Origin of the sequence: Sphingomonas sp. QA11 (assembly GCF_028473665.1) — a bacterium.
In the GTDB taxonomy this organism is placed as follows: domain Bacteria; phylum Pseudomonadota; class Alphaproteobacteria; order Sphingomonadales; family Sphingomonadaceae; genus Sphingomonas; species Sphingomonas phytovorans.
In genome coordinates, this window is record NZ_CP098774.1 from 4,049,892 (window position 1) to 4,074,826 (window position 24,935).

Here is a 24,935-nt window from a genome sequence, read left to right on the forward strand (position 1 = left end):
GGCGGGCTTCGGCCCGCCCGCTTTCGGACCTGCGAAAATCCGGCCGCGCGCCGCCGCCGTCCCGGCGGCGGCGCGCGGTTTCCTCTCTTTTTCAGCGCAGGCCGTTGTCGATCGGGAGCGGCAATTGTCCATCGTGATAGGCAGATGGTGGCGCCAGCCGCGCGCTGATCCACCCGGCGAGAGCATCGACGGCGCGAAGTTGCTCGCGCGCAGTTCCGACCGTCAGGCCCTGGCGATAGGCCAGTGGCGAATTCTCGATGGCACGGGCAACCGCGTCGAGCGAATCGGAGTCGAGTCGGGTCATGGCGCATTGGAACAAATAAAGAACGCATTTGCATGAGGCTGCATGGCGACGCCGCATGCCATCGATATGGTTCGCGTCATGCTGATGTGCATGCGCGTCTATCCCGTCCTCAAACCCCAATATGGGCTGCTGGCGATCTGCAAGCGTCGACTCAGGATCGCGACAATCAACCACCCCTTCGAGATGATCGCGGTGCAGCGAGAGCGGCATCGCCGGAAATATCTCGGTAGCTTGTTGCCGCCAGGGCTGTTTGCTATTGCTCCGGCAAGGCACGGCCCGTGCCTCCCCCCACCTCCGGGGAAGCATATGACATGCCGGGCGTCCTGTTTTTCGAACCATCCCGTTCGAGCATGCGCATAAGGTGGGATTGCGAACATCGCTCGAAAAGAGGAGGTTCTCAATGAAGCTATCTGCTCCAATTTTTCGGCTGAAGCGTCAGGCCAAGTTGCTTGCGCGCGAGTCCGACGTTCCGCTTCACACAGCCCTTGATCGGTTGGCCCGACATGAGGGCTTTCATGCCTGGAGTCATCTCGCGGCATCCGCATCCGACCATAAGCCGGCACATGAGATGCTGGCGCGGCTCAGTCCGGGTGATCTGGTGCTGCTGGGCGCGCGGCCCGGACATGGCAAAACGCTCATGGGCCTCGAACTGGCTATCGAGGCCGTCCGGACCGATCGACCGGCCTTTTTCTTCACCCTCGAAGACACTGAAGGCCTCGTGTTCGATCGTCTTCAGATGCTTGGTACTGACAGGAAAATGGTCGAGGACAAGCTGACCGTCGATACATCCGACGATATCTGCGCCGACCACATAATCGACCGGATCGGCCATGGGAGTCCTGGCGTCCTAGCGATCATCGACTATCTTCAGCTGCTGGACCAGCGACGCCGTAATCCGGAACTCGATGTCCAGATAAGAGCGCTGAGGACGTTCGCGAGCGCGACAGGATCGATCATAGTGGTGCTGGCACAGATCGATCGGGCCTTCGAAACGACAGGTAGGAACATCCCGGGACTGGAGGATATCCGCTTGCCCAACCCTCTCGACATCAGCCTTTTCACAAAGGCCTGCTTCATGCACGGCGGTGAAGCTCATCTTGAGAAAATAGACTGAGGCCTTGGATGTAGAGGCCCGCGGCGCTTCGCCCTGTGGCGGGGAGCCGCGGGTGCCGCGGTCATCGCGACCAAATCAGGGCGTGCTCGCTCGCGCATCTGACGGGTCGCGGTGCGTTTCGGAGGCGTCGATCCCCGCCATCCTGATCCGCTCACCGCTTTCCAGCCGGAACGTATCGCCCTCCGTCACCCAGCCCACGTGGCTCGAACCTCCATCGTCGGCAGCGCCGGCGGGCATCATCATCAGTGCCGCGACACCAAAAGCGACGATCGAGAAGACACGCAGCATGGCAGAGATTATCGCCGTGCAGGATGCCGGCTGTCGAGCGTTCACCACTCTGGTGCGAACCTCCAGGCTTTCGACTGCCGCCCTGAACGGACCTCTCTCTCGGCGGGTCTGGCGGGGTCCGCCGGTCCCGCAACGGCGTCGCCGATCTTCTTCCCCGGCTCGGGTATCCCTCGCCTTCCTCGCGAGGCAAGAAGCCCGGCTTTGGCCGTCCTCCGCTTCGCTGCGGCCTGCGGTGCGGGACCGTCCTCCACCCGCCTGATCGACCGCCTGTCGAGGCCGCATCGGGCGGCATCGCATCACTTGAAGGAGGTTATCATGGCACAGATTGGCAGCTTCACCCGCGGCGACAACGGCATCTACACCGGCGAAATCCGCACCCTGACACTCCGCGTCAAGGCGACGATCCGCCCTTGCGAGCGCGACAACGAGAAGTCGCCCGACCACCGCGTCAGCGCCGGCGGCACCGAGTTCGGGGCGGCCTGGACCAAGGCGGCGCGCGAGACCGGCGCTGAATATCTGAGCCTCAAGCTCGACGACCCGTCGTTCCCGGCACCGATCTACGCGACCCTCAGCCAGGGCGATGACGGCGAGCACAAGCTCATCTGGTCGCGCTGAACCGAATGCCCCGCGCGCTCCTGCGCGCGGGGCAGGAGCGGCGCGCCGGATTAGCCATAGCTCGCGAGAGACCTGGCAGGCGGGGGCGTCTGCTTGTGTCAGCTTACCGTCGCACGGGACCGACAATCCCCTGCCACCCGGCATAACCCACGCCGCTCTTTATGGCGAAGGCGAGCCCCGCGCGCTCCGGCGCGCGGGGTTTTCAGCGCTTCGGCGGGAAGTGTGTCGAAAACGCGGGTCGCGATTCCGACACTCCCCGTCCGGTGCCCCATCCGTCATTTCCGGTGCCGGTGACGGCAGATCGCCGTCCTTTTCGGACATGGACAGGCAGCATGGACAGCGACGACGACATTTCCCGCGCGACCCGCGCCAAACGCGGCTCCCCCTATCTCAATACCGATCAGGCGGCGGCCTATCTGAAGTTCTCCAGTCGCCTGCTGAAGCGGCTGCGGCGCGCTGGAAAAGGCCCGGCATTTCGGCGCCACAGCCGCTTCGTCCAATATCATATCGACGATCTCGACGCCTGGTCGAAGGCCCAGTCGAACGGAGGCAACGACCATGACCCGGCGTGACAAAAGCGGGACGGGGACGCCGCTGCTGGACTGGGGCGAGCAGCTTCGCGCCGGCAAGCAGCGGCGCCGAATCGTCGGTCGCCGTATCGCGATCACCGGCGTCGGCATCTCCCTCCTCGGGCTGACGATGGCGTTTCCGCCGGCCCCCCGGCTGGTCTGGAATGCCAGCGCCAGCGCGCCGATCGGTCTCTATGCCGTGATCCCCGGAGCGCCCGTCGATGCCGGCGACATGGTCATCGCGCGCGTGCCGGATCCGTGGCGGATGATGGCGGCGCAGCGGCGCTACATTCCCGCCAATGTCCCGCTGGTGAAGCGTGTCGCCGCGATAGCGGGCGACGAGGTCTGTGCCCTCGGCCAGGAAATCTTCGTCAACGGAACATGGGTCGTCGAGCGCCGCGTTGCCGACGCCAGTGGGCGGCCCATGCCGTGGTGGAGCGGCTGCGTGCGGCTGCGTGGCCGCCAGTTCTTCCTGCTCATGCCGGGCAGTCCGGCGTCCTTCGACGGCCGTTATTTCGGCGTGACCGACGGCGGATTGGTCGTCGGCAAGGCACGGCTGCTATGGCCGCGCTGAACCGTTTACTCCCCGCCATGCTCGTGCTGGCCGCGACTCCCGCCAAGGCCGATAAGGTCGATCGCTGGCGGCCCATGATCGAGGAGGTGTCGACCCGCTTCGGCATCCCGACCAGCTGGATCGAGCGCGTTATGCGGGCCGAGAGCCGGGGTTACACCATGCTGAATGGCCGCCCGATCCGAAGTCGTGCCGGAGCGATGGGCCTGATGCAGCTCATGCCCGCGACCTGGACCGACATGCGCGCACGCCTCGGACTGGGCAGCAATCCCGACGACCCGCGCGACAATATCTTGGCCGGCACCTTCTTCCTGCGCCTCATGTACGATCGCTTCGGTTATCCGGGATTGTTCGGCGCCTATAATGCCGGGCCGGGTGCCTATGCCGCGTATCTGGCGGTTACGAGACGGCTTCCCGGCGAAACATTGGCCTATCTCGGAACGGTCGGCAGCACGTCATTGTCAACGTCGCCTGTCTCCCCATTGCCGCCGCCGATGACGATGTTTGTCGTTCGCCGGGCCGTGCCATCGGACCAGGCTGCCGCCGGGGAAGGCGAAGAACAGACGTCGCTGTTCGCGGTCCGGAAGGTGATCCCATGATCGCGGGCGTTGGAGGGGCTCGTCTCGACAGGCCGAGCATGACGGCTGGCGGAGCGGCTCTCAAGGCCCGTGGGTGCCCCCCAATTTTCTGCGAAAATCGGTTCCCCCCACGTCCGCTTCGCGGCGCTTCGCGATGCTCCGCGGCCCTGACAGCCGCTCCGCCACCCGTCTTTTTCACGATGTTCTCGATCAGGAGAACAGAAGTGAAGGAGATGATCATGGGCATGTTTCAACCCATTTCGGTGGCGTCAGATCGCGTGATGGCGGCGTTGGTTTCGGGACTGGAGATCGAGTTCGGACACGGTGTCGGAGAGGCACTGGCGCACCGGTTTCTGGAGGCCGAAGAGACCGAATTCCTCTGGGATGCGCGGGATCAGGAGCGCTGGATCGGCACCTATGAGGGCACGGACGACGACGAAATCGACCTGGATCGGGTGCGGATATTCGGGCGGCTGGGCGGCAGATGGTTCGTCGCGGTGATGATCGTCGATGGCGATGGAAACCCGCACGGACTGATGGGAAAGCGCGAGTTCGGGCGGCGGAAGCGGGCTCTGGCGGCATTCGCAGATGCTTGAGGAGTTGCGCATTCTAGGCCGGGATGCGGTGCCGCGTTGGCATCGCGTCCCGGCTTTTTCTTTGAGCCGAAAATGGAGAGAGGGGCAGGAAGGAAGGGAAAAGCGAAAGCAAGAGAAAGGCAATGCCTCACAGGCATTGCTAAGTGTTTGTCTGCACATCGTTTTCTTGAGAGACATGGCGTTCGTCGCGCGAGACATGCTTTTGAAGAATGGCGGAATTCCGCCATTCGTGGCCCGAATTCGCGAGATCGACCGCCGTGGCGATCATCGATGAGCGAGGACGACGAATTCAAGCCACGGCTCGGTCGGCAGCGCCAGCAGGGAGGCAAGAAGGCGCGGCGCTACATCGGTCGCGTGGTCGGCGCGGCGATCCGCTTGGCCGAGAAAAGCGCGATCAGGAACCGCCGCTTCGATGGTAGCCGGATCGGGCGCGGTGCCAGCATGGGCAGACTCCTCTCCAGCCGCGATCGCTTTGGTGGGCTTCGGGCGCGCCGTGTCGTCGTGAAGACTCGCCTGGTCAGGATCGACACCAAGGGGCTACCCGCGGCCCGCGCCCACCTGCGCTATATCCAGCGCGATGGCGTCACGCGGGAGGGAGCGCCCGGTGAGCTCTATTCGGCCGACCGCGACACCGCCGACGGGAAGGCGTTCCTCCAACGATGCGACGGTGACCGCCACCAGTTCCGTTTCATCGTGTCCGCCGAGGACGGTTCGGAATATCCCGACCTCAAGCCCTACATTCGCCGACTGATGACCCAGATGGAGGCTGATCTCGGGACCAGGCTTGACTGGGTCGCGGTCGACCATTTCAACACCGCCCATCCGCACACGCACATCATGCTGCGCGGCGTCGATGACACCGGCCAGAATCTGATTATCGCCCGCGAGTACATCTCGCACGGCATCCGCGAGCGCGCGGCCGAGTTGGTGACGCTCGATCTCGGACCACGCACCGACCAGGAGATCGAGGGCTGGCTCAGGCACGACATCGGCGAGGAGCGCATGACCGCGATCGACCGGAAGCTGATCCGCTCGATGGACGCGGATCGACTCGTGGTTTCGGCCGACCGTGATCCGTTCCAGCAATCGCTCCGGGCCGGCCGGTTGCAGAAGCTTGCGAGCATGGGACTCGCCGACAATGTCGGCGGTGGTCACTGGCAGCTCGCCGACGATCTGGAGGGCACGCTCCGCACGCTTAGCGAGCGGGGCGACATCATCCGGACCCTGCAGCGCGAACTGACCGCCCGAAATCTCCAGCGGCCCTGGATCGGGCGAAGCTTGTTCGGGGCGGGGGAAAAGGATCCGGAGCCGGTGGTCGGCCGCTTGATCGCGCGGGGCCTCGCCGACGAGCATCGGGACCGTCACTATCTGCTGGTCGACGGCGTCGATGGTCATGCCCATTATGTCGATATCGGTCGCGGTGACGCCGTCGCGTCGATCCCCGAGGGCGCGATTGTCCGGGTGTCGGCCCGGAGCCTGGAGGTCAGAGACGCCGATCGCGTCGTCGCCGAAGTGGCGGTGGCGAATGGCGGGCGATATTCGGTCGACCTGCATCTACGGCACGATCCCTCGGCCACGCAGGCTTTCGCCGAAACTCATGTGCGACGGCTGGAGGCGATGCGGCGGGTAGGTACCGGCGTCATGCGGGAGGCCGACGGGAGCTGGACGATACCCTTTCACCATACCGATCGTGCTGCCGCCTATGAAGCTCGCCGCCACCGCGACCAGCCGGTAGAGGTCGAAATTCTGTCGGCGCGCCCGCTCGAACAACTTCGCGATGCCGATGGTGCGACCTGGGTCGACCGTGAGCTCGCCTCGCAATCGCCGCTGCCCATCCGTGATGCCGGATTCGGACACGAGGTCCGCGGCGCCATGGCAACGCGACGGCAATGGCTTGTGGAACAGCAGCTCGCCGATGTTGATGGCGATCGCATTCGCTTGCGCGCCAACGCGATCATGATGCTCCAGCGGCGAGAGGTGCTGCGCGCAGGCGATCAACTGGAGAGCGAAATGCGCAAACCATTTGTGGAGGCGCAGCTGGGCTCCGCGATCGAGGGCCGGCTTGTGCGCCCCATCGATCTAAACAGCGGCCGCTTTGCGCTTGTCGAGAATAGTCGTGAATTTACTTTGGTGCCGTGGCGCCCGGTGCTCGAAAAGCACGTTGGCTATCAGGTGAGCGGCATCGTCCGAACCAACGGGCTGAACTGGCACCTGGGACGGTCGCGGTCCGGGCCCGAGATCTGATAGCGGCTCGTGTCCGGGCCATGATGAAATATCACTTCAAGTTTGGCGATGACATCACCGAGACCTGCAAGCTCAACGGTGTCGAGCCGCAGGCTTACATTACTGACGTCATCGCCAAAATCGCGGGCAACCGGCCTGCCGCGCGCGGGGATGGACTCATGCCTTGGAACTGGCGCCCAGACTTCCAAATCATCGTCGAAGCCGCATAGGCAATATCGCAACTCTCCCGCTCTTGGCCATTTAGGGGTGAGCGATCGGCTCCCGGACCCGGACCTTCATTCGTCGACGGATGCGGTACTGGATTGGCAGGGACTGGGACAAACCCGTCGTTTCCATGTCGCAGGTTGAGCGTCAGCTCTCGTCAGAAGCCGACGTTCAGTGTTTGTTTGCGCGGCGTCGCGTTACGACTGAAGCTGGGCCGTTTGCAGGCCGGCAGGTTTTGGGCGCGTATACGCGCGAAGCGACATTCATTCACGAAATTTGCGATGCTAGGAGATCCAAAAGTCGCCATTCCGGCGCGTCATTATGGTTCCCGCTTCCGGACGTCCGCTCACTTTGAAGAGAAGCGGGAGTCCTGAGCCGCAACATCAAACCGAGCAGACGATAGCTGGAGGACGACGTCCATGACGTTAGCAGAACGCCTTGACCTCAGCCGCGATAGAGAAGCAGACATCAGTTCAGTCCCCGCCTCAATTTCCCCGTCATGCCAATGCTAAGGCTCAGCGCGCGATCGAGCCGATCGGCAGGGCAATGCTAAGCTTGCGCCGCTTCTTAATGAAGCGGGTCTCGTAGCGGCGCACAACCGGCGCACTGGCGAGCATGGTATCAGCGAACGCATTATAGGCGTCCATATTCGTGACGGTCACCAGCAAAGCGAGATCGAACGGCCCCGCTATTTCGAAAATGGCCTGCACGTACGGGCTGGCGCCAAGCTCCCTGAGCAGTGCCTCGATCGCTGGCAGCGCGTGGTGGTCGAGCTGAACGTCGACCAGCGCCGAAAGGAAGGACCCGACGCTTCCGGAGATGACCGCGACGTCGGCCATGATTATGCCCTCGTCGCGAAGGCGCCGCACCCGCCGGGCAATCGCCGACGGCGACAAAGCGACCGTGAGCGCGAGATTGTCGGCGGTCTGCAGGTTGTTCTCCTGAAGCGCATTCAGCAACGCGAGATCATAACCGTCGAGAGAGCGCATTTTTGGCAAAGCATTCCGCAGATTGCCCGGCGGGCGCGCCGGCGCGCCCTTCTTCGCCCAAATCCGGCGCGCGAGGCAAGCTAGTCCTCGCCAGTACAACGACTCGAGAGGGACACCATGCGCAGGACTACGGTGATGATGGCGGCCACAATGGTGATGCTGGCGGCACCGGCAAGGGCGGACGCGCCGGCAACGGACACGCATGCGACGATCGCCGCGGCGCAGAAGACCATCCGTGATCACTATGTGCTTCCTGCAGTCGCGATCGCACTCGAGCAGGCGCTCGCGCGCAGCGAGGCGGCGGGGCGATATCGTGGTCTTGCCGGAGAAGAGCTTGCCACGCGGGTAAACGCGGATCTGGAGGCGGTGGCGCATGACCAACATCTGAGCCTGCGCTACGATCCCAAGCTGTCGACGCAACTCGGCACCGACGCGCACGACGACGATGGGCCGGCCCCGGCGGCGATCGCACGCGCATATGATCGGCAGAACGCTGGCGTTCGCGAACTCCGGGTGCTGCCCGGCAACATTCGGTACATGGCCTATGAGGCCTTCGTCTGGGACACGCCCGGCTCGGCCCAGGCGGTGGCGACCGCGATGGAGTTCCTGCGCGGCGGCGACGCCTATATCATCGACATCCGGCGCAACGGCGGCGGCTCGCCCGATGCCGTTGCGGCAATCGCCAGCTACTTCGTGCCCGAAGGTACGCCGCTGATGCGGTTCGAGATGCGTGGCCAGCCGCCGCTTGAAACGCAGGCGCCAAAGGCGCCGTTCAGCCTCGCAAGCAAGCCGCTCTACGTGCTGACCAGCCGCAACACCGCCTCGGCGGCCGAGGAGTTCTCGACCCATGTGAAAGCGCTCGGTTTCGGAACCTTGATCGGCGCGAACACGCTCGGCGCGGGGTTCCGCAACAACACGGTCGGGCTGCCGGGCGGCTACGTGCTCAGCGTTTCGGTCGGGCGCGCGGTCAGCCGCAAGACCGGCAGCGACTGGGAGCGGATCGGTGTGGCGCCGGACATCGCCACCCCGGTCGACACGGCACTGCTCCGCGCCCAACAGGAGGCCATGGCGCGGATCGCCGCCGCGGCCCCCGCCGACGAACACGACGAGGATGAAGCTATTCTCGCTTATTACCGCGCGCTCGCCACGCCCGTGACCAGCGCGCACGCGGTGGAGGCCTATGCGGGCGCCTATGGCGACCGGACGGTCAGCGTGGTTGCAGGCGATTTGATGATCGCGCGAGCGTCACGACTCCCGTCCCGGCTGGTCCCGGTTGGACCGGACAGCTTCGCGCCTGAGACAGACCCGGCCGCCCGGTTCAACTTCGCCATCGGTGCGAGTGGCCGGGCGGAGTCGCTGCGCATCGTCCAGCGCGGTGGCGCGGCGAGTGTCGTCCCACGGGATGCGGCTACGATTACCAAGCCCTGACCGAGTACCGCGCGCGCAATCCTTGCACATCCCGGCACGATCGCCGGCAGCATATCGGCTTAGGCCCACAAAGCGAGGTCCGCGACTTTGCGCGCCTCTGAATCAGGCGCTCGTTCATGGCAGCGGGATTTCAATCGCGGTGTCATTTCTCATCGACTATTCAGTAGGTGCTTACATAAATAAGTGCAGTAATCATCATCCATGAAAGCTGATTCATGAGCCTGTCGAGGCGACACATATTGAGCAGTGGATTGGCGCTGGCCTGCCTTCCGCGTCGCAGTTTCGCCGCGGAAACCCGCGCCGTCCGCGACTGGCTGCCTGAATGGCTGAATGCGTTCAACGATCCCGATGCCGCCGCCTACCCAGATTTCGTCAGGCGCAACATTCCTGATCTCGTCCCGTATCTCGATGAGGATCTGGCGGTGCGCGAAGCCTCCGGCGGCTTTGTCGTCCTGCGTAGCGAGCAGACCGCGTCGAGACAAATCACTGCATGGGTCCGAGATCGTAGCTGGGATCGGTTTTCGAAAGTCGTGTTGTCGATCGGCGATAAAAATATCGATGATTTGTCCTTCGCTGGAGCGGCTGCGCCAGCCGAGTTCATTATTCCTCGGATGAGCGAGGTGCAGGCCGTGCGAGCGGTTCACCGGAAGTTGCGCGATGAGACTGCCGCCAATCGGTTCTCAGGCGCGGTACTGATAGCAAAAGGAAATCGAATCCTGCTTCGCAAAGCCTATGGCGCGCTAGATGCAGCAAATACGCAGGCGATTACGCATGCCACCCGCTTCTGCATCGGCTCTGCTGGCAAGATGTTCATGGCGGTCAGCATCCTCCAACTCATACAAGCCGGCCGACTGAAGCTGTCCGATACGATCGCCACGCACCTGCGCGAATATCCCGACACGCTACTGGCTCGAACCGTAACGGTGCAGCAGTTACTTACGCACACGGGGGGAACCGGCGACTTCTTCGGCCCCGATTATGAGGCGCACGCCTCGGAGCTTCATACTCCAGCGGATTTCGTTCGCCTGTTCGGCCAGCGTGATCCTTCGTTCGTACCCGGTTCACACTGGGGCTATAGCAATTTCGGCTTCATCCTGCTGGGCGCGATCCTGGAACAGGTATCCGGTCAGAGCTGGGACAACTATCTTGCGCGCAACATCTTCGACGTCGCCGGAATGAGGGCAACGTCCGCCATTGCATCACCGAGCGATACCGCCGTGCCGCTCGGCGGTGCGGCGAGAACCGGGCTCAAGCCGTTGCCTTATTACACTGGCCTGCCCGCCGGGGGCGGCTATTCGACGACCGACGATCTGCACCGCTTTGCAACAGCGCTCGAAGAAAACACGCTTCTCGATCCGGCGCATCGCCACATGCTGAAGACCGCGTCGGTTTCCGCCGGCAACGCGCAATGGTCGCTCGGGCTGCGCATTGCTACACGAAACGGTGCGATCTGCTATGGACACGGCGGCAGCGCTCCGGGCGTGAACGCGGACTTCGCCATCTATCCGGGATCGGGATATTCGATCATCGTACTTTGCAATCGCGGGCATCCCCATGCCGTGAATGTCGCCGAATACGCAGGCACACGTTTGCCAATGTTCTGATCTTTCATATACCTAACAAAGCAGGACGACATTCTCCACCTGAACGTCCGGTTCCAGGAGAAGCGCAATTGGCCGAAAGGCTGAAATTGTGGCGCAAAGCCGACCCGCTGGTTTGCGCGACCCGAATGGCGGGTTTCAGCAAGAGCTGCCGCTAATATCAATTACGCTGAACGTCTTGAGCTGGTCGGGTCCAGTCCTGTTAGGCGGGCGCGAAGCGCCGGCCGCTCACCTCGGATAATCCTCCAGCTCAGGCTATTCAGGGCGATCTGGCTCCAGCCAACCGTGCGGAACAAGCGCGTGATCGCGCCATTGCTCGGCAAGCACCACGTTATCAAGGTCACCCCATACGTCCTCGTCGGCATGGTCGAGGACGATGACCTGAAGGCGTCCGTTGGCGGCTGCCACCTGCTTCCCAAGCAACGCGAACACCTTCCGCACAGCTTCGACGTCCTGGTCGCGCCACGTCACTGGGTCCGTCTTTTGATTGCCGGCTGTCCGGCGAGGAAAATAGACCTGGCTAGGCTGGTCGTAGATCAGCAATCCGGGAACGGGGTGATGGGGCAGCGACAGGAAAAATGTCTGTAGCGCGAGGGTGAGCGCAACGTGATAGGCAAGCCAGTTCGCGCCGCTGCCGATCTCCCACAGATAGTCGTCCCGGGTCCCGCGGATCACCTTCACCGTCAGGTCCTGGATCATCAGACGGACCGGCGCTTCGGGCCATTCGGCATCGAGCCGGGGTATCAGGCGACCGGTCGTCGCTTCGATGCTGTCGATCGCATTGCGGAGCTTCCTCTGGATCTCACCTTCCGAGACCCGCCGCTGTAACTCTGCGATCTGCGCCTTGAGGACATCGATCTGCTGGCGAAGTCCGGCGGATTGATCAGTCTTGTCATAAAGCTCAAGCGCCTGTTCCAACCGGCCAAGGAAACGCTCCATCCGGTCGAACCGGTCGATCGCCTGCTTAGCCTGCTGTGAGTTGCGCTCCAGAAGCCCGATCTCACGCTTGATCTCGTTCAGCCGGATCAGCGAGGCCTCCGCTTCTGCACGCAAACGCAGTATCTCTTTGTCGAGCGTATCGGACACACTGGGATGAGTTCGCAAACGAACTTCGATCGCAGACAGCGCGTCACTCAGCTGCTCGACCTTCTCGCGACCGCCTTCACCAAGAGCCGCAACGACATCCTCGGGGCGATCCTCGGGAACGAGTTGCTTGAGCCACTCGGAGATCGATAGGCGATCCCGCTGGATCCGCAGTGCGCTCCCGTACGCGTCGCTGCTCTCGATCAGACGACGCAACTCGCTCAAGCGCTGGCGCCGCTGCGTCAGTTCGGCGGCGACCTTGCTCTCTTCGTCGCGCAGTTCGCGCAGCCGCATCAGGGCAGCGTCGATGCCGGCAATGGTCGGATGTGCCGCCTCGCTGTTGGCCGCTACAATCCCGCGCAACAGATCGACGATGTCGGGCCATTCGGTCGGGATTACCTGATCTGACGGCAGCAGCCCGAATTCGATCGCTTGGCGGACCCACGACGTCGCTTCCAGCCTCCATGCATTTCCGGCCGTCACGAGAGTCCGCAGGTCGATCTCACGGCGCCGCAGAATCCGGTTCAACCGGTCAAGCTCATGGCGTGCTTGAAGAACCTCGGCGGTCACGGCCTGCAGGATGTAGGGAAAAATCGTCTTCAGCTTGTCGCGATGCTCGCTGGTATCCGCCTTGAAGAACATGATGTCGGGATTGGCGACGATATTCTGCGGCTGGAACGTGAACGCCATGAGATCGCGAAAGCTCGGACGCGACTGCGAAGCGGCTTCGGATTCGGGATCGAAACCGAGATTGGTGAGGCCGGCCAGCCGGTCGAGCACCTTCTTGACGTTGCTTTGGGTAGTATCCTTGCCCTCGATCCGGTGCGGGACATCGATCGTGTCAGCCTCGATCAGGACCATGTCGCCGGTGCTCTGCTGATCCCCGGGTTCCCTGCGCGCGAGCAGCTTATGCCCTTCGACTGTGTCGATCACGATGCCGAACCAGCTGCAATTCTCGCGAATGACGCCGACTGGGATCGCGCATTTGTCGGAGGCCAGGCAATAATCGATGATCGGAATGACCGCAGATTTGCCAGTCTTGGACGCGCCGCTGATGACGTTCACCACGCCCGGGTGGAAATCCAGCTCCCGGGGCTTTTCATCGGTACGTGGCCAGAGGATCAATTTGAGGAGCTGGAAATACATTAGAAGTCGATCCTCAGTGTTGAGGCGATCTGTGGAAGGCCGAGCTTGGAAAACCAGTAGCCGATCTTGTCGGCAGCGCTCGAAAATCCTTTCAGCCGTTCAGGGATGGAGGGCTTCTTCACATCGAGAAGATCGAGTGGATATCCGTGCAACAGCGCGGAGCCGTGGTCGATGCGAATGAGCCGAGATGTCGATGCGACGCCGATCGACTGGAAGCTGAGCGGCCTGAGCAAACGGGCGCGCGAGTGAAGCTCGACAAGGGCCTCCCGTTCGCGGTCGAATTTGGCGGCGAACAGGGTTAGGCCGGATGCCTTTCTGGTCGACGCGACGGCGTCGAACGTCTGCCGGTGAAGCAGCATCGGCAGGACGAGGAAAGCGAGCAGGAACGGCGCAGCCTCGGCGACACCGTCCTCCTGATACCCTAGCGTGAAATTCCAGATGAGATAGGCGCCGATGGCAGGGTTCTGGACAAGGTCGAGTTCGGTGAGGTCTGCTCTTGAGAAGGCCGTCATTCAGGGGCTTCTCCCAGAAGCGAATCATAGTTCGCGTGCCAGCCGAGTCGACGGCGATCGGCCAGATCGTTGAAACTCCCATGGACGAAATGCCCGGGTACTACCCGCCCTTCGAGCGGCGCCTGATGCTGCGCGCACTGACGGTAGACTAGCCGCCCCTGAACCGGTGCCGACCGGTCGGAATGAATATCTGAGACATCGCCCCGGATCATGCCATGACGCCTAACAAGGTCGTCGTCCCAAGTATCGAGGCTGCCGGGAAAGATCACGCCGCGATCTGCCCAGTCGGCCTTGTCAGCCGAAGCCCGAAGATAGTCGCTGACTGCACGCAGGCGCTCTTCGTCATTGGCTTCGACGAGCTCAAGCTGCCGGATGAAAATCGGCCTGGTCGAAGCAATGCCGGCCACCAAGTCGTCGCTTGGCGTACCACCGAACGACGTGAGCAGGCCAGGCATATTGTTCTGCCGGACGAACGCGTGGAAATCGCGCCGGAAGGCGTCGGCATCCAGGATCGGACGCTCGCCCCTCTGAATGAGACGGTCAAGCGTCTGCTTGGCCTGCCCAATACCGGATTTAATGAGGACGTCGATTTGGTTCTCGCTGATGACCGGTAAAAGAACGGCCCGAATCGCGTCGAGGGGATCTGCCCCTTCCGACTCCACTGCGAACCGCGTCACGATCGCCATCTGCTGTTCGGCAGGCGCATCGAGGAACGGCTGGAGATGCTCAGCGCAACTAGGGACCGTCTTCAGTTTCGCCAGCTTGGTCCGGATGACCTTCAACGCAGCCTCGGCGGTATGGACATCGTCAGCCGCGGACAGCGCTTGCACGAAATCACCCTTCTTCTGCGGCGTCACGTACAGGCGGTAATCGGTAAAGCCCGCGTCGATCTCTTTGCCGACGATCATGGCTCGCCAGTTCTCGAACGCTTTCCAGAGATCGCCGGCCCAGTCGGACACCGGGTTTTGCCGGAGCGCGCTCTTGGTCTGCTCCAGCAACAGTTCGCCGTCCGCATAATGGACCGCAACGTCGTCCTTGAACTCCAGCGATACCTTAGCGCCTTTCGGGCTGGTCAGCAGATGATAAAAGACCCGCACCGGCTGCAAGGCAAAACCGAGATATTGCCCAGGGGCGCTGTGCTTGGCAGGTTTCGTCTCCGCGTTCATCCGTTAAGCCCCTTTGTCCGCCATGCTGTTGAAGTCGCAGTGCCAGGTCAAGAGATCATGGCTGATCTCAGTGTTCGTCTTCCCGACGTGAGCCGTAACGATCTGCTTGCTTCGACTGTGGTCGAGCCTTGTCCTTTCGGACCTCGCGAACAGCGACAGAAATGGTGCTTGCGGGATTGATCGAACCATTGCTGAACGTCTCACATTGGTGCGCACTGCTGCCGGACTGCTCAAGCAAGCTGGAATAGCGGGTTTCGGCAAGAGCAGACGTCTGGCGCGGGGCGTGGAACGGCTCGAGTCGGTCGCTGGCTGCCGCCGGGGCAGGTAGCGACCATTGGCAGTATCACCAATGGGTCGCCCAATAGCAGTCAGGCAGGAATCCACCCAGCACCATTTCCTCAATCTTCCGACCCCGCTTACCACCAGTCTCGATGCTCCTGAGGCGATCCCGAGATTCCTACGCGATGCGCAAATATCCTTTATTACGGCTCTAAAGCCGAGGCAGGGCTGAGATTCCCCAGATCGACACTCGACGTCCCCAGAGAGGCTCTGACGCACCGCACTGCGTTCGCGGATTCTAGCGACCGAGCCTGCGCAGACTGATTCTCGCGCGGGCGGAGGCCCGCATGACCCCGACCAAATTGCTCCTCGGACAAATCATTGTGGTGTTCGCCATCATATTGGCGGGCGTCTGGTTTGCTACGCAATGGGCTGCGGCCGAACTGGCCTATCAGCCCGAGCTTGGCCGACCATGGTTCATCGCGTTCGGTCATCCGGTCTACCCGCCCTGGTCCTTGTTCCGCTGGTGGTTCTCGTTCGAGGCCTATGCTCCGGTATTGTTCGAAAAAGCAGGCGGAATCGCTGCGGCTAGTGGCCTGGTCGGATGCGGAGCCGCGATCTTGGGGTCGCTCTGGCGTGCCCGTCAGCGCAACAATCTCACCACCTACGGCTCCGCGCGCTGGGCTACGGCCAAGGATATCCGGGCCGCCGGACTGCTCACGGACACCGGCGTGTTCCTCGGTCGAACTGGCCCTCGTTACCTCCGCCACGATGGTCCCGAACACATCATGGCGTTCGCGCCGACCCGCAGCGGCAAGGGCGTCGGACTGGTCGTACCAACCCTGCTCGGCTGGTCGGGATCGACAGTCATCCACGACATCAAGGGCGAGAACTGGCAGCTAACCGCCGGCTGGCGCCAGCGCTTCTCGCATTGCCTGCTCTTCAACCCCACAGATGTCCGCTCGGCGCGCTACAATCCGCTGCTCGAAGTTCGCCGCGGGACCGACGAGGTACGCGACGTCCAGAACATCGCCGATATCCTGGTCGATCCGGAAGGCGCGCTCGAACGCCGCAACCATTGGGAGAAGACCAGCCACTCGCTGCTGGTCGGAGCCATCCTCCACATTCTCTACGCCGAGGAAAACAAGACGCTCGCCCGCGTCGCCTCCTTCCTGTCCGACCCACAGCGCCCGTTCACCGCCACGCTCCGCCAGATGATGACCACCAATCATCTCGGCACGGGAGACGCGCCGATCGTCCATCCCGTCGTTGCGTCGGCGGCCCGCGAGGTGCTCAACAAATCCGAGAACGAACGCTCCGGCGTGCTGTCGACGGCGATGTCGTTCCTCGGTCTCTACCGAGATCCCACCGTCGCGACCGTAACGTCGCGGTGCGACTGGCGCATCGCGGATCTGGTCGAAGGCAAGTCGCCGGTCTCCCTCTATCTCGTTGTTCCGCCGTCCGACATCAGCCGCACCAAGCCGCTGATCCGCCTCGTGCTCAACCAGATCGGCCGCCGCCTGACCGAGCATCTTCATGCCGACAACGGCACCAATGCCGCCGCCCGCCACAAGCTGCTGATTCATGCCGACAACGGCACCAATGCCGCCGCCCGCCACAAGCTGCTGATGATGCTGGACGAGTTTCCGGCGCTCGGTCGCCTGGATTTCTTCGAGACCAGCCTCGCCTTCCTGGCGGGCTACGGCGTGCGCGCCTTCCTGATCGCGCAGAGCCTCAACCAGATCGAGAAGGCTTATGGCGATCACAACGCCATTCTCGACAATTGCCACGTCCGCATTGCCTTCGCGACCAATGACGAGCGAACGGCGAAGCGTATTTCCGACGCACTCGGCACAGCGACCGAGCAGCGCGCGATGCGCAACTATGCGGGCCACAGGCTCGCACCTTGGCTCGCGCACGTCATGGTGAGCCGACAGGAGACCGCCCGCGCGTTGCTGACGCCCGGCGAGGTAATGCAGCTTCCCGCAACCGACGAACTCGTGATGGTCGCCGGCACACCGCCGATCCGCGCCACCAAGCTGCGCTATTACGAAGACAGTACGTTCAAGACACGGGTGCTGCCGCCGCCCGCACTTGTCGACGGCGACTACCCTGACCGGCCGATGTCGCGCCCGGATGATTGGGCAGGGATCGTGCGCGGTATCGACGCGCGCCTTGATGCCGCCACCGACAACGACCGTGAAGATGCCGGCGGTGGTCTCGAACAGGCGCGCCATCCCGGACAGGAAATCGACCGGCCGATCTCACCCGACCCGATTACCGCTGATCCCCTCGGTCTGGCCGAAGACGATGGCGATCTCGCCTCCGAGCAGCGTGCAATGGATCAGGCCCGCGCGCTCGGCACGGCACGCACCGTCTACGCAATCGACGCGGCTGATGATCGGCCCGGCGATCTGCAGCTGGATCTCTGACCATGGTCGAGAAAATCCGCCACCAGCTGTTTCTCCCAAAGCCCGTCAGCGACCGTCTCGAGGCCCTCGCGGCGAAGCCGGGAGCGTCCAAGTCGGCGATCCTGACTGATGCGGTGACCGCGTGGCTCAATCGTCGCGGCGCGTCCGAACTGGAGGACCGGTTCGGCATCCGCCTGGATCGTCTGACCGCCGCGATCGGAAGGCTAGAGCGCGACGGCCATATTCAGATCGAAACTCTGGCCCTGTTCGTCCGCTACGAACTGGCGATCCAGGCCCCGCTCGCCGAAAACGACCATGCTGGGCGCGCCATTGCCGCCAAGCGATTCGATGCTTTCATCGCCCAGGTCGGACGGCAAATAGCCGCCGGCCGTCGAACGATCGGCGCATCTGAGGCCGGCCAATGACGGGCGGCATTTCCGCAGACCGTCGGCGCGCGATGCTGCGCACCGCGATGGGGCCGGCAATTGCCGAGGCGCTGGCCGATCCGCGCGTCATCGAGATCATGGTCAATCCGGACGGGGCGCTACGTCTGGACAGGCTTGGTGATGGACGCTCCGACACTAAAGTTCGCATGGAGGCGGCGCAGGTAGAACGGATCATCCGCCTCGTCGCGTCGCACGCACGCGCGGAAGTCCATGGCGATGCGCCGATCGTCTCGGCAGAGTTGCCGCCGCACGTCGAAGGCCGCGCGGGCGAGCGGTTCGAAGGCGTGCTTCCGCCCGTGTCGATCGCGCCGTGCTTCTCGATCCGCAAACCGGCCGAACGGCTCTACAGCCTCGACGACTATGTCGCAGACGGCATCATGGCGCAGGCGGCTGCCGACCGGCTGAAAGCCTGCGTCACCCAGCGCTACAATATCCTGGTCGCCGGCGGCACGAGCTCGGGCAAGACCACGCTTGCCAACGCGCTGCTCGCTGAGATGGCATGGGTCGACGAGCGCGTCATCCTCATCGAGGACACACGCGAACTGCAGAGCCCGGCCGCCGATACGGTCGCACTGCGCACGCGACCGGGCATCGTCACGATGGCCGATCTCGTCCGTTCGACGCTGCGCCTTCGTCCCGATCGCATCATCGTCGGCGAGGTGCGTGGTCCCGAAGCGCTCGACATGCTCAAGGCGTGGAATACCGGGCACCCCGGCGGGATCGCCACCGTCCACGCGAACAGCGCGATGTCTGCCCTCTACCGGATCGAGGGTCTGGTGCAGGAGGCGGTGGTCACCGTGCCACGCCGGCTGATCGCCGAGGCGATCGACATCATCGTTTTCATCTCCGGCCGCGGCCTGCAGCGCCGGATCGCCAGCATCGCGCGCGTCGCCGGGCTCGACCCCGACACGGGGAGCTACGCGCTCGCCGACCTTCTTAATCTCACCAACCCCCAAGGAGAATGACCATGCAGCTTGCCAGGATTCCGTCTCGCGGATCGACCTTCCTTATCGGCGCCGTCATCGGCCTGACACTTGCTATCGCCCCTGCCGCGGAGGCAGCCGGTTCAGGCATGCCGTGGGAGCAGCCGCTCCAGCAGGTCCTGGAGTCGGTCCAGGGCCCGGTCGCCAAGATCGTTGCCGTCATCGTCATCATCACGACCGGGCTCACGCTGGCGTTTGGCGAGAGCAGCGGCGGCTTTCGGCGCCTTATCCAGATCGTGTTCGGCCTCTCGATCGCATTCGCCGCATCGAGCTTCTTCCTGAGCTTCTTCAGCTTCGGCGGCGGAGCGCTGATCGCGTGAGTAAGGTCATGCACAGCACCGGCCAGCATCTCGAAGGGTTCGAAGCTCCCATCCACGGGAGCCTCGGGTCGCCGATCCTGCTCGGCGGCGCGCCGCGAGGAATCGCGATCGTCAACGGGACGATCGCCGCCGCCGTCGGTCTCGGCCTCCAGCAATGGATCGCCGGTCTCGTGCTCTGGGCAGTCGGGCACAGCATCGCCGTCTTCGCCGCGCGTCGCGACCCGGATTTCGCGCCCGTGCTGATCCGCCATCTCCGCCAGAAAGGCTATTTCGCGTGCTGAACCTCGCCGAATATCGCCACTGCGCCGACCGGCTGGCCGATCACCTCCCCTGGGCCGCGTTGGTCGCGCCGGGCGTCATCCTCAACAAGGATGGCAGCTTCCAGCGCACGCTTCGTTTTCGCGGACCGGATCTTGAATCGGCCACCGAGGGCGAGCTGATCTCGGCCTGCGCGCGGGCGAACAATGTACTGAAGCGGTTCGGTACAGGATGGGCGCTCTTCTTCGACGCAGAGAGGCGTGAGGCATCCGCCTATCCAGATAGTGATTTTCCCGACGCCGCGTCCTGGCTTGTCGATCAAGAACGCAGGGCAGCCTTCCTCGCCGAAGGCGAGCATTATGAGAGCCGCTACCATCTCACGCTAACCTGGCTGCCAACGCCCGACAGCGCCGAGGCTGCTGGCCGGTCGCTGGTCGAGCGCCCCGATGCCGAGAAGGGCCGCGACTGGCACGGCGCACTTGCCAGCTTCATCGCCGAAAGTGATCGCGCTCTCGATCTTTTCGCGAGTTTCATGCCCGAGGTGCGCGCGCTCGACGATGCCGAGACGCTCACATTCTTGCGCGACACCATTTCATCGCGGCCGCATCGTGTCGCCGTCCCCGAAACGCCGATCTACCTTGATGCGCTGCTCGCCGACACGCCACTCACCGGCGGACTGGAGCCGCGGCTTGGTGACACGCACCTGCGCACGCTTACAGTGCTCGGCTTCCCGAGCATGAGCCGGCCCGGTATCCTCGACGCGCTCAACCATCAGGATTTTTCGTATCGCTGGGTCACGCGGTTCATCTCGCTCGACAAGAGCGATGCAACCAGGGCGCTGACCAAGCTGCGCCGCCAGTGGTTCAACAAGCGCAAGTCGATCACCGCGCTGCTGCGCGAGATCATGTACAATCAGCCGTCGCAGCTGCTCGACAGCGACGCCGACAACAAGGTGGTCGATGCCGACCTGGCGCTTCAGGTGCTGGGCGGCGACCATGTCGCGTTCGGCTATTTGACCACGACGATCACGGTTGCGGATACCGATCGCGGGCGTGTCGAGGACAAGGTCCGGCAGGTCGAGCGGATCGTCAATGGCCTCGGATTCACGACGATCCGCGAAGGCGTCAACGCGGTCGAGGCATGGCTGTCGTCGCTACCAGGCCAGACCTACGCCAATGTCCGGCAGCCGCTGGTGCATACGCTGAACCTCGCGCATCTGATGCCGCTGTCGTCGGTCTGGGCCGGGCCGCTGCGCAATGCCCATCTCGACGGACCGCCGCTACTCTATGCGAGCACTGCGGGATCGACGCCGTTCCGCCTGTCGGCCCATGTGGGCGATGTCGGGCACATGCTGGTGGTCGGGCCGACCGGCGCCGGCAAGTCGGTGCTGCTCGCGCTGATCGCGCTTCAGTTCCGACGCTACGCGGGTTCGCAGGTCTACATCTTCGACAAGGGTTTCTCCGCCCGCGCTGCCGTGCTGGCGATGGGTGGCGCTCATCACGCGCTGGGCCTCGGCGCTGATGCTGGCGAGACATTGGCGTTTCAGCCGCTACGCCGGATCGACGATGCGACCGAACGGAGCTGGGCGGCCGAATGGATCGCCGCGCTGCTCGCGCACGAAAAGGTCATCGTCACGCCCGAGGTCAAGGACGCGGTCTGGTCCGCGCTCGGCAGCCTCGCGTCCGCGCCGGCCGAAGAGCGGACGCTGACCGGCCTGACTTTACTGCTCCAGTCGAATGCGCTGCGCACCGCGCTTGGCGCATACACACTGGACGGCCCTTATGGCCGATTGCTGGACGCGGCCGAGCAACATCTCGCCTTCGCTGACGTCCAATGCTTCGAGACCGAGGCGCTGATGGGGCAGGCCGGTGTGGTCGCCCCGGTGCTCACCTATTTGTTCCACCGGCTCGAGGAGCGGTTCGACGGCCGGCCCACACTGCTCGTCCTCGACGAAGCCTGGATCTTCCTCGACCATCCGCTGTTCGCGGCGCGTATCCGCGAATGGCTGAAGGTGCTGCGCAAGAAGAATGTCGCGGTGCTGTTCGCGACACAGAGCCTCGCCGATATCGCGTCCAGCAGCATCGCGCCGGCCATCGTCGAGAGCTGCCCGCAGCGCATCCTGTTGCCCAACGATCGCGCAATCGAACCGCAGAGCCGCGATGCCTATGAGCGGTTCGGCCTGAACGACCGCCAGATCGAGCTGGTCAGCCGCGCCACGCCCAAGCGGCAATATTACCTTCAATCGGCGCGCGGCAACCGGTTGTTCGAACTCGGACTTGGCCCGATCGCGCTCGCGCTCTGCGGCGCGTCCGATCCCGCCACGCAATCGCGGATCGACGCGATGATCCTCGACGGGGGCCTGACAGACTTCGCGGCCCGCTTCCTCTTGTCCGCCGGTCTCGACTGGGCCGCTGACCTTCTCCCCAATTTCCCCGCCCCCCAAAGCACAGGAGTATTGTGATGCGTTTCCTCACCCGCAAATATCTGATCGCGAGCGCGCTCGGTCTCGGCACCGCCGGATCGCTCGTCATGGGCCTGACCATGACCAGCACGCCGGCCCAGGCACAGTTCACGGTGTTCGATCCGAGCAACTATAGTCAGAACCTTCTGACCGCCGCGCGGACGCTCCAGCAGATCAACAACCAGATCCAGTCGCTCCAGAACGAAGCGAACATGCTGATCAACCAGGCGAAGAACCTGACGCGGATCAACTTCCCCGAGTTGCAGGCGCTGACCCAAACCCTTCAGCAGGTCGATCGGCTGATGGGTCAGGCGCAGGGGATACAGTTTCAGGTGTCCGGTCTCGATCAGCGGTTCCGCCAGCTGTTCCCACAGAGTTTCGGCCAGGCACTCAGCACCAACGATCAGGTCATCGCCGCTCGCACACGGCTGGACACCAGCATGTCGTCCTACCAGCATACGATGACGGTTCAGGCGCAGATCGCCGAGAACGTCGCGGCCGATACCCAGGCGTTGTCGGCAATCGTCGCGAAGAGCCAAAGCGCCGAAGGATCGCTGCAAGCGCAGCAGGCTACCAACCAGCTGCTCGCCCTTACCGCCAAGCAGCAGTTCCAGATCCAGAACATGATGGCCGCGCAATACCGCGCGGAGGCGATCGAACGGGCGCGCCAGGGGCAGGCCGAGATCGACGCGCACGCAGCGGCCAAACAGTTCCTCGGTTCCGGCACCGCCTACACCCCCCAGTAGCGCGGCCGGACTGGGCGGCGACGGTCGCCTCCCGTCGCCGTCCGCCGCGGGGCGGGGCTCAGCTCCCCCGGCCCCGCTCCGCGGCATCCCCTCTCGCGCAGGACATCACCACAGTAGGATAAGTATGGAACGCTACATCCCCTCTCGGAGACAAGTTTCTCCATACTCTCCTCCGAACCGGACGTGCGGGTTTCCTCGCATCCGGCTCTCCATGCCTGCACGGACGACCGGGCAGGGGTGGGCCTCAGATATGTCTGAGGCTGTGGAACGCATCCCAGAAGCTCCGCGTGCTTGCGCGGTGCCGGGCTTCACGGGGCGCATCCCATCCGTTCGGTTTCGTAATAAGCTGGGCCGGGTAGCGACGGGTATTCCCTTCGGTGAGGAACCGCAGGCGTATCGCGCCCTCGGTCCATTGCCGCCGTTTTCCCGGTGCGCTGTGATGATAGCTGCGCCGAACCACAGGCCACGACGCATCTCCGTGCTTCTTTCTCAACCAGCGCCCAACGCGCTCCCAAATCCAGAAGTCGAGTTGGTGGAACGCCCGATATGCGCCAGTGGCGTATCGGTAGTAATTCCGCCAACCCAGCAGGATCGGGTTGAGCTTGTCGATCAGGGTGGTGAGCATACTCCCGGTGGAAGTTCGCTTCACCAGGACCTTGATCTTGTGGCGCAGGTCGTTCAGCTTGCCCCTCGGGATGAAGAGGTTGCCGACACGGCGACCCGTGTTGCGGGCTCTGGTCTGCGCCACCCGATATCCGAGGAAGTCGAAGCCTTCCCGGACGTCGGTGATCTTGGTCTTTTCGACCGACAGCTCCATGCGAAGCTCCGTTTTCAGGAACTCCGCCAGCGCGCGCTTTTCCGCTTCCGCCTGCTCCCTCGTGCCATCCACGAGGACGACGAAGTCGTCCGCGTATCTGACCATATAGAACACCGTCCTGCGCCGCTTATGGTCTTTGACCCGGCGGGCAGCGGCATTGATATATGGTTCGCGAGGGCACTGGGACCATCGCCCGTATCGCTCATCGAGTGCCGTCAGGTAGATATTCGACAGCATTGGCGAGATGATACCGCCTTGCGGCGACCCGGTAACGGGGTGACGAACGGTTCCCTCGACCATCACGCCGGCCTTCAGGAACGCGAGGATCAGCCTCAGCACCTTGCGGTCGCCGATGCGTTTTCGCACCCGTTCCATCATGACATGATGATCGATGGCGTCAAAGCATCCCTTGATGTCGCCCTCAATGACATAAGCGTAGACCGAAGGTCCGCGCTTCGTCGGGTGAAGGACCTTCACGATCCTTTCGAGTGCGTCGTGGGTGCTCCGGCCTATGCGGAACCCATACGAGGTCGGATAAAAATCCGTCTCGAAGATGGGCTCCAAGACCAGCTTCAAAGCCATTTGTACCAGACGGTCGATGAGCGTTGGAATGCCGAGCGGGCGGAACTTCCCCGGCTTGCCTGGCTTCGGGATGAGCCGTTGCCTGACCGGTTGCGGTTGATAGGTTCCGTTGCGAAGCGCCTCACGAACTTCTTCGATCAGCGCTGCCGCGCCACCCGGACGCTCCTCGACCTTGCGCCGCGTCATACCGTCCGTGCCCGGTGTCTTGCTGCCGCTGTTGCGGACAAGCTTTTCCCAAGCTGCGGTCAATATTCTGCGGTCGCATACGATATTGAACAGATCAGCGAAGACCTTGTCAGGGTCTTCGTGACTCCACCGATACAGTTTGCGCTGCATGTCGAGGACGAACGAGGTATTCACCCCATCGGACATAGGTCCGCCTCCTGCCTGCTCGCTGCATCCACTGCCTCCCTTCGCCATGTGGACGGCTTTCCCGTCCTCGGACTACTACGAAGGCTCCGCCCCCCATCACCGCGATCGCTGGTCGCTTCAGTCACCCGACGTTTGGAGACGCCGGGAGCGATGGCAGGGTTCTCAGGTTCCGTAATTGATCTCTCGCCTGCTTTAGGCACCGACTCTACCCCGTGCGGATTCGGGCCACGGCACACCGCAAGCTTGTGTCGA

At 63.3% G+C, this 24,935-nt stretch carries 23 protein-coding genes and 1 pseudogene; 17 read left to right on the forward strand and 7 right to left on the reverse strand.

Features of this window, described 5'->3' with window-relative positions; translation table 11 throughout:
• Window positions 1–91: 91 nt before the first annotated feature.
• Window positions 92–514 carry a DUF6771 family protein gene (locus NDN01_RS18575; RefSeq protein ID WP_272623219.1) on the reverse strand — a complete coding sequence of 141 codons (423 nt, stop codon included), beginning with the start codon at window positions 512–514 and terminating at the stop codon, window positions 92–94.
• Between the two features lie 190 nt (window positions 515–704).
• Between NDN01_RS18575 and NDN01_RS18580 the strand changes: the two genes are divergently transcribed.
• Complete coding sequence (locus NDN01_RS18580; RefSeq protein WP_272623220.1) at window positions 705–1,418, forward strand: DNA helicase; 714 nt, start codon at window positions 705–707, stop codon at window positions 1,416–1,418.
• A gap of 75 nt (window positions 1,419–1,493) precedes the next feature.
• Here the strand turns inward: NDN01_RS18580 and NDN01_RS18585 are convergent, their stop codons facing one another.
• Window positions 1,494–1,706 carry a hypothetical protein gene (locus NDN01_RS18585; RefSeq protein ID WP_272623221.1) on the reverse strand — a complete coding sequence of 71 codons (213 nt, stop codon included), beginning with the start codon at window positions 1,704–1,706 and terminating at the stop codon, window positions 1,494–1,496.
• A 315-nt stretch (window positions 1,707–2,021) separates the two neighbouring features.
• On the opposite strand from NDN01_RS18585, the gene NDN01_RS18590 reads away from it, so the two are divergent.
• The 7 genes and pseudogenes from NDN01_RS18590 to NDN01_RS18620 all read left to right on the forward strand — a co-directional run.
• On the forward strand, window positions 2,022–2,321 hold the full coding sequence (locus tag NDN01_RS18590; RefSeq protein ID WP_272623222.1) for a DUF736 domain-containing protein: 300 nt from the start codon (window positions 2,022–2,024) through the stop codon (window positions 2,319–2,321).
• A 332-nt stretch (window positions 2,322–2,653) separates the two neighbouring features.
• Window positions 2,654–2,893, forward strand: a complete 240-nt coding sequence (locus NDN01_RS18595) for a helix-turn-helix domain-containing protein (protein ID WP_272623223.1) — start codon at window positions 2,654–2,656, stop codon at window positions 2,891–2,893.
• Entirely contained in the window at window positions 2,880–3,464 is a 585-nt protein-coding gene (locus NDN01_RS18600; protein ID WP_272623224.1) for a S26 family signal peptidase, read from the forward strand. Before NDN01_RS18595 ends, NDN01_RS18600 begins: the two co-directional genes overlap by 14 nt.
• Window positions 3,465–3,481: 17 nt before the next feature.
• On the forward strand, window positions 3,482–4,060 hold the full coding sequence (locus NDN01_RS18605; RefSeq protein WP_272623225.1) for a lytic transglycosylase domain-containing protein: 579 nt from the start codon (window positions 3,482–3,484) through the stop codon (window positions 4,058–4,060).
• Window positions 4,061–4,239: 179 nt separating this feature from the next.
• Window positions 4,240–4,635 (forward strand): hypothetical protein, encoded by a 396-nt coding sequence (locus NDN01_RS18610; RefSeq protein ID WP_272623226.1) that lies wholly within the window; start codon window positions 4,240–4,242, stop codon window positions 4,633–4,635.
• A 270-nt stretch (window positions 4,636–4,905) separates the two neighbouring features.
• Complete coding sequence (gene rlxS, locus NDN01_RS18615; protein ID WP_272628300.1) at window positions 4,906–6,879, forward strand: relaxase/mobilization nuclease RlxS; 1,974 nt, start codon at window positions 4,906–4,908, stop codon at window positions 6,877–6,879.
• A gap of 59 nt (window positions 6,880–6,938) precedes the next feature.
• A pseudogene (locus NDN01_RS18620) lies at window positions 6,939–7,088 on the forward strand (transposase domain-containing protein); the annotation flags it as partial.
• A gap of 510 nt (window positions 7,089–7,598) precedes the next feature.
• Here NDN01_RS18620 and NDN01_RS18625 read toward each other — a convergent pair.
• A complete protein-coding gene (locus tag NDN01_RS18625; protein ID WP_272623227.1) occupies window positions 7,599–8,072 on the reverse strand; it encodes an Lrp/AsnC family transcriptional regulator in 474 nt (157 codons plus the stop codon).
• A 117-nt stretch (window positions 8,073–8,189) separates the two neighbouring features.
• On the opposite strand from NDN01_RS18625, the gene NDN01_RS18630 reads away from it, so the two are divergent.
• Both NDN01_RS18630 and NDN01_RS18635 read left to right on the forward strand, forming a co-directional pair.
• Window positions 8,190–9,500: a S41 family peptidase gene (locus NDN01_RS18630; RefSeq protein WP_272623228.1), complete on the forward strand. Its 1,311-nt coding sequence runs from the start codon at window positions 8,190–8,192 to the stop codon at window positions 9,498–9,500.
• Window positions 9,501–9,739: 239 nt separating this feature from the next.
• Entirely contained in the window at window positions 9,740–11,104 is a 1,365-nt protein-coding gene (locus tag NDN01_RS18635) for a serine hydrolase domain-containing protein (protein WP_272623229.1), read from the forward strand.
• Window positions 11,105–11,356: 252 nt separating this feature from the next.
• Here NDN01_RS18635 and NDN01_RS18640 read toward each other — a convergent pair whose 3' ends face one another.
• From NDN01_RS18640 to NDN01_RS18650, 3 genes are read right to left on the reverse strand one after another with little or no spacing between them, the layout of a single operon-like run.
• The gene (locus tag NDN01_RS18640; protein ID WP_272623230.1) at window positions 11,357–13,330 is read right to left on the reverse strand and encodes a DUF3732 domain-containing protein; all 1,974 of its coding nucleotides are present in this window, start codon (window positions 13,328–13,330) and stop codon (window positions 11,357–11,359) included.
• A complete protein-coding gene (locus tag NDN01_RS18645; RefSeq protein ID WP_272623231.1) occupies window positions 13,330–13,842 on the reverse strand; it encodes a three component ABC system middle component in 513 nt (170 codons plus the stop codon). The genes NDN01_RS18640 and NDN01_RS18645 overlap by 1 nt, the downstream gene beginning before the upstream one ends.
• Window positions 13,839–15,008 carry an ABC-three component system protein gene (locus NDN01_RS18650; protein WP_272623232.1) on the reverse strand — a complete coding sequence of 390 codons (1,170 nt, stop codon included), beginning with the start codon at window positions 15,006–15,008 and terminating at the stop codon, window positions 13,839–13,841. The genes NDN01_RS18645 and NDN01_RS18650 overlap by 4 nt, the downstream gene beginning before the upstream one ends.
• 626 nt (window positions 15,009–15,634) lie before the next feature.
• On the opposite strand from NDN01_RS18650, the gene NDN01_RS18655 reads away from it, so the two are divergent.
• Genes NDN01_RS18655 through trbJ form a run of 7 tightly spaced genes read left to right on the forward strand, consistent with a single transcriptional unit; the run spans window position 15,635 to window position 22,912 of the window.
• A complete protein-coding gene (locus NDN01_RS18655) occupies window positions 15,635–17,719 on the forward strand; it encodes a conjugal transfer protein TraG (protein WP_272623233.1) in 2,085 nt (694 codons plus the stop codon).
• 2 nt (window positions 17,720–17,721) lie between these two features.
• Window positions 17,722–18,123 carry a CopG family transcriptional regulator gene (locus tag NDN01_RS18660; protein ID WP_272623234.1) on the forward strand — a complete coding sequence of 134 codons (402 nt, stop codon included), beginning with the start codon at window positions 17,722–17,724 and terminating at the stop codon, window positions 18,121–18,123.
• Window positions 18,120–19,109, forward strand: a complete 990-nt coding sequence (gene trbB, locus NDN01_RS18665) for a P-type conjugative transfer ATPase TrbB (protein WP_272623235.1) — start codon at window positions 18,120–18,122, stop codon at window positions 19,107–19,109. Before NDN01_RS18660 ends, trbB begins: the two co-directional genes overlap by 4 nt.
• A complete protein-coding gene (locus NDN01_RS18670) occupies window positions 19,106–19,447 on the forward strand; it encodes a TrbC/VirB2 family protein (RefSeq protein WP_443025144.1) in 342 nt (113 codons plus the stop codon). The genes trbB and NDN01_RS18670 overlap by 4 nt, the downstream gene beginning before the upstream one ends.
• 8 nt (window positions 19,448–19,455) lie before the next feature.
• Window positions 19,456–19,728, forward strand: a complete 273-nt coding sequence (locus NDN01_RS18675) for a VirB3 family type IV secretion system protein (protein ID WP_272628302.1) — start codon at window positions 19,456–19,458, stop codon at window positions 19,726–19,728.
• Window positions 19,722–22,166 carry a conjugal transfer protein TrbE gene (gene trbE / locus NDN01_RS18680; RefSeq protein ID WP_272623237.1) on the forward strand — a complete coding sequence of 815 codons (2,445 nt, stop codon included), beginning with the start codon at window positions 19,722–19,724 and terminating at the stop codon, window positions 22,164–22,166. The genes NDN01_RS18675 and trbE overlap by 7 nt, the downstream gene beginning before the upstream one ends.
• Entirely contained in the window at window positions 22,166–22,912 is a 747-nt protein-coding gene (trbJ, locus tag NDN01_RS18685) for a P-type conjugative transfer protein TrbJ (RefSeq protein ID WP_272623238.1), read from the forward strand. The genes trbE and trbJ overlap by 1 nt, the downstream gene beginning before the upstream one ends.
• Before the next feature lie 244 nt (window positions 22,913–23,156).
• Here trbJ and ltrA read toward each other — a convergent pair whose 3' ends face one another.
• Window positions 23,157–24,683, reverse strand: a complete 1,527-nt coding sequence (gene ltrA, locus NDN01_RS18690; protein ID WP_272623239.1) for a group II intron reverse transcriptase/maturase — start codon at window positions 24,681–24,683, stop codon at window positions 23,157–23,159.
• Window positions 24,684–24,935 lie beyond the last annotated feature (252 nt).

Bases quoted from the DNA above. Each gene is read 5' to 3' on its own strand.
- ltrA (WP_272623239.1), bottom strand. From the start codon at position 24,683: ATGTCCGATGGGGTGAATACCTCGTTCGTCCTCGACATGCAGCGCAAA.
- NDN01_RS18585 (WP_272623221.1), bottom strand. From the start codon at position 1,706: ATGCTGCGTGTCTTCTCGATCGTCGCTTTTGGTGTCGCGGCACTGATG.
- NDN01_RS18645 (WP_272623231.1), bottom strand. From the start codon at position 13,842: ATGACGGCCTTCTCAAGAGCAGACCTCACCGAACTCGACCTTGTCCAG.
- trbB (WP_272623235.1), top strand. From the start codon at position 18,120: ATGACGGGCGGCATTTCCGCAGACCGTCGGCGCGCGATGCTGCGCACC.
- NDN01_RS18595 (WP_272623223.1), top strand. From the start codon at position 2,654: ATGGACAGCGACGACGACATTTCCCGCGCGACCCGCGCCAAACGCGGC.
- NDN01_RS18655 (WP_272623233.1), top strand. From the start codon at position 15,635: ATGACCCCGACCAAATTGCTCCTCGGACAAATCATTGTGGTGTTCGCC.
- NDN01_RS18630 (WP_272623228.1), top strand. From the start codon at position 8,190: ATGCGCAGGACTACGGTGATGATGGCGGCCACAATGGTGATGCTGGCG.
- trbJ (WP_272623238.1), top strand. From the start codon at position 22,166: ATGCGTTTCCTCACCCGCAAATATCTGATCGCGAGCGCGCTCGGTCTC.
- NDN01_RS18650 (WP_272623232.1), bottom strand. From the start codon at position 15,008: ATGAACGCGGAGACGAAACCTGCCAAGCACAGCGCCCCTGGGCAATAT.
- NDN01_RS18580 (WP_272623220.1), top strand. From the start codon at position 705: ATGAAGCTATCTGCTCCAATTTTTCGGCTGAAGCGTCAGGCCAAGTTG.
- NDN01_RS18600 (WP_272623224.1), top strand. From the start codon at position 2,880: ATGACCCGGCGTGACAAAAGCGGGACGGGGACGCCGCTGCTGGACTGG.
- NDN01_RS18670 (WP_443025144.1), top strand. From the start codon at position 19,106: ATGACCATGCAGCTTGCCAGGATTCCGTCTCGCGGATCGACCTTCCTT.
- NDN01_RS18675 (WP_272628302.1), top strand. From the start codon at position 19,456: ATGCACAGCACCGGCCAGCATCTCGAAGGGTTCGAAGCTCCCATCCAC.
- rlxS (WP_272628300.1), top strand. From the start codon at position 4,906: ATGAGCGAGGACGACGAATTCAAGCCACGGCTCGGTCGGCAGCGCCAG.
- NDN01_RS18590 (WP_272623222.1), top strand. From the start codon at position 2,022: ATGGCACAGATTGGCAGCTTCACCCGCGGCGACAACGGCATCTACACC.
- NDN01_RS18660 (WP_272623234.1), top strand. From the start codon at position 17,722: ATGGTCGAGAAAATCCGCCACCAGCTGTTTCTCCCAAAGCCCGTCAGC.
- NDN01_RS18610 (WP_272623226.1), top strand. From the start codon at position 4,240: ATGTTCTCGATCAGGAGAACAGAAGTGAAGGAGATGATCATGGGCATG.
- NDN01_RS18640 (WP_272623230.1), bottom strand. From the start codon at position 13,330: ATGTATTTCCAGCTCCTCAAATTGATCCTCTGGCCACGTACCGATGAA.
- NDN01_RS18575 (WP_272623219.1), bottom strand. From the start codon at position 514: ATGCCGCTCTCGCTGCACCGCGATCATCTCGAAGGGGTGGTTGATTGT.
- NDN01_RS18605 (WP_272623225.1), top strand. From the start codon at position 3,482: ATGCTCGTGCTGGCCGCGACTCCCGCCAAGGCCGATAAGGTCGATCGC.
- NDN01_RS18625 (WP_272623227.1), bottom strand. From the start codon at position 8,072: ATGCGCTCTCTCGACGGTTATGATCTCGCGTTGCTGAATGCGCTTCAG.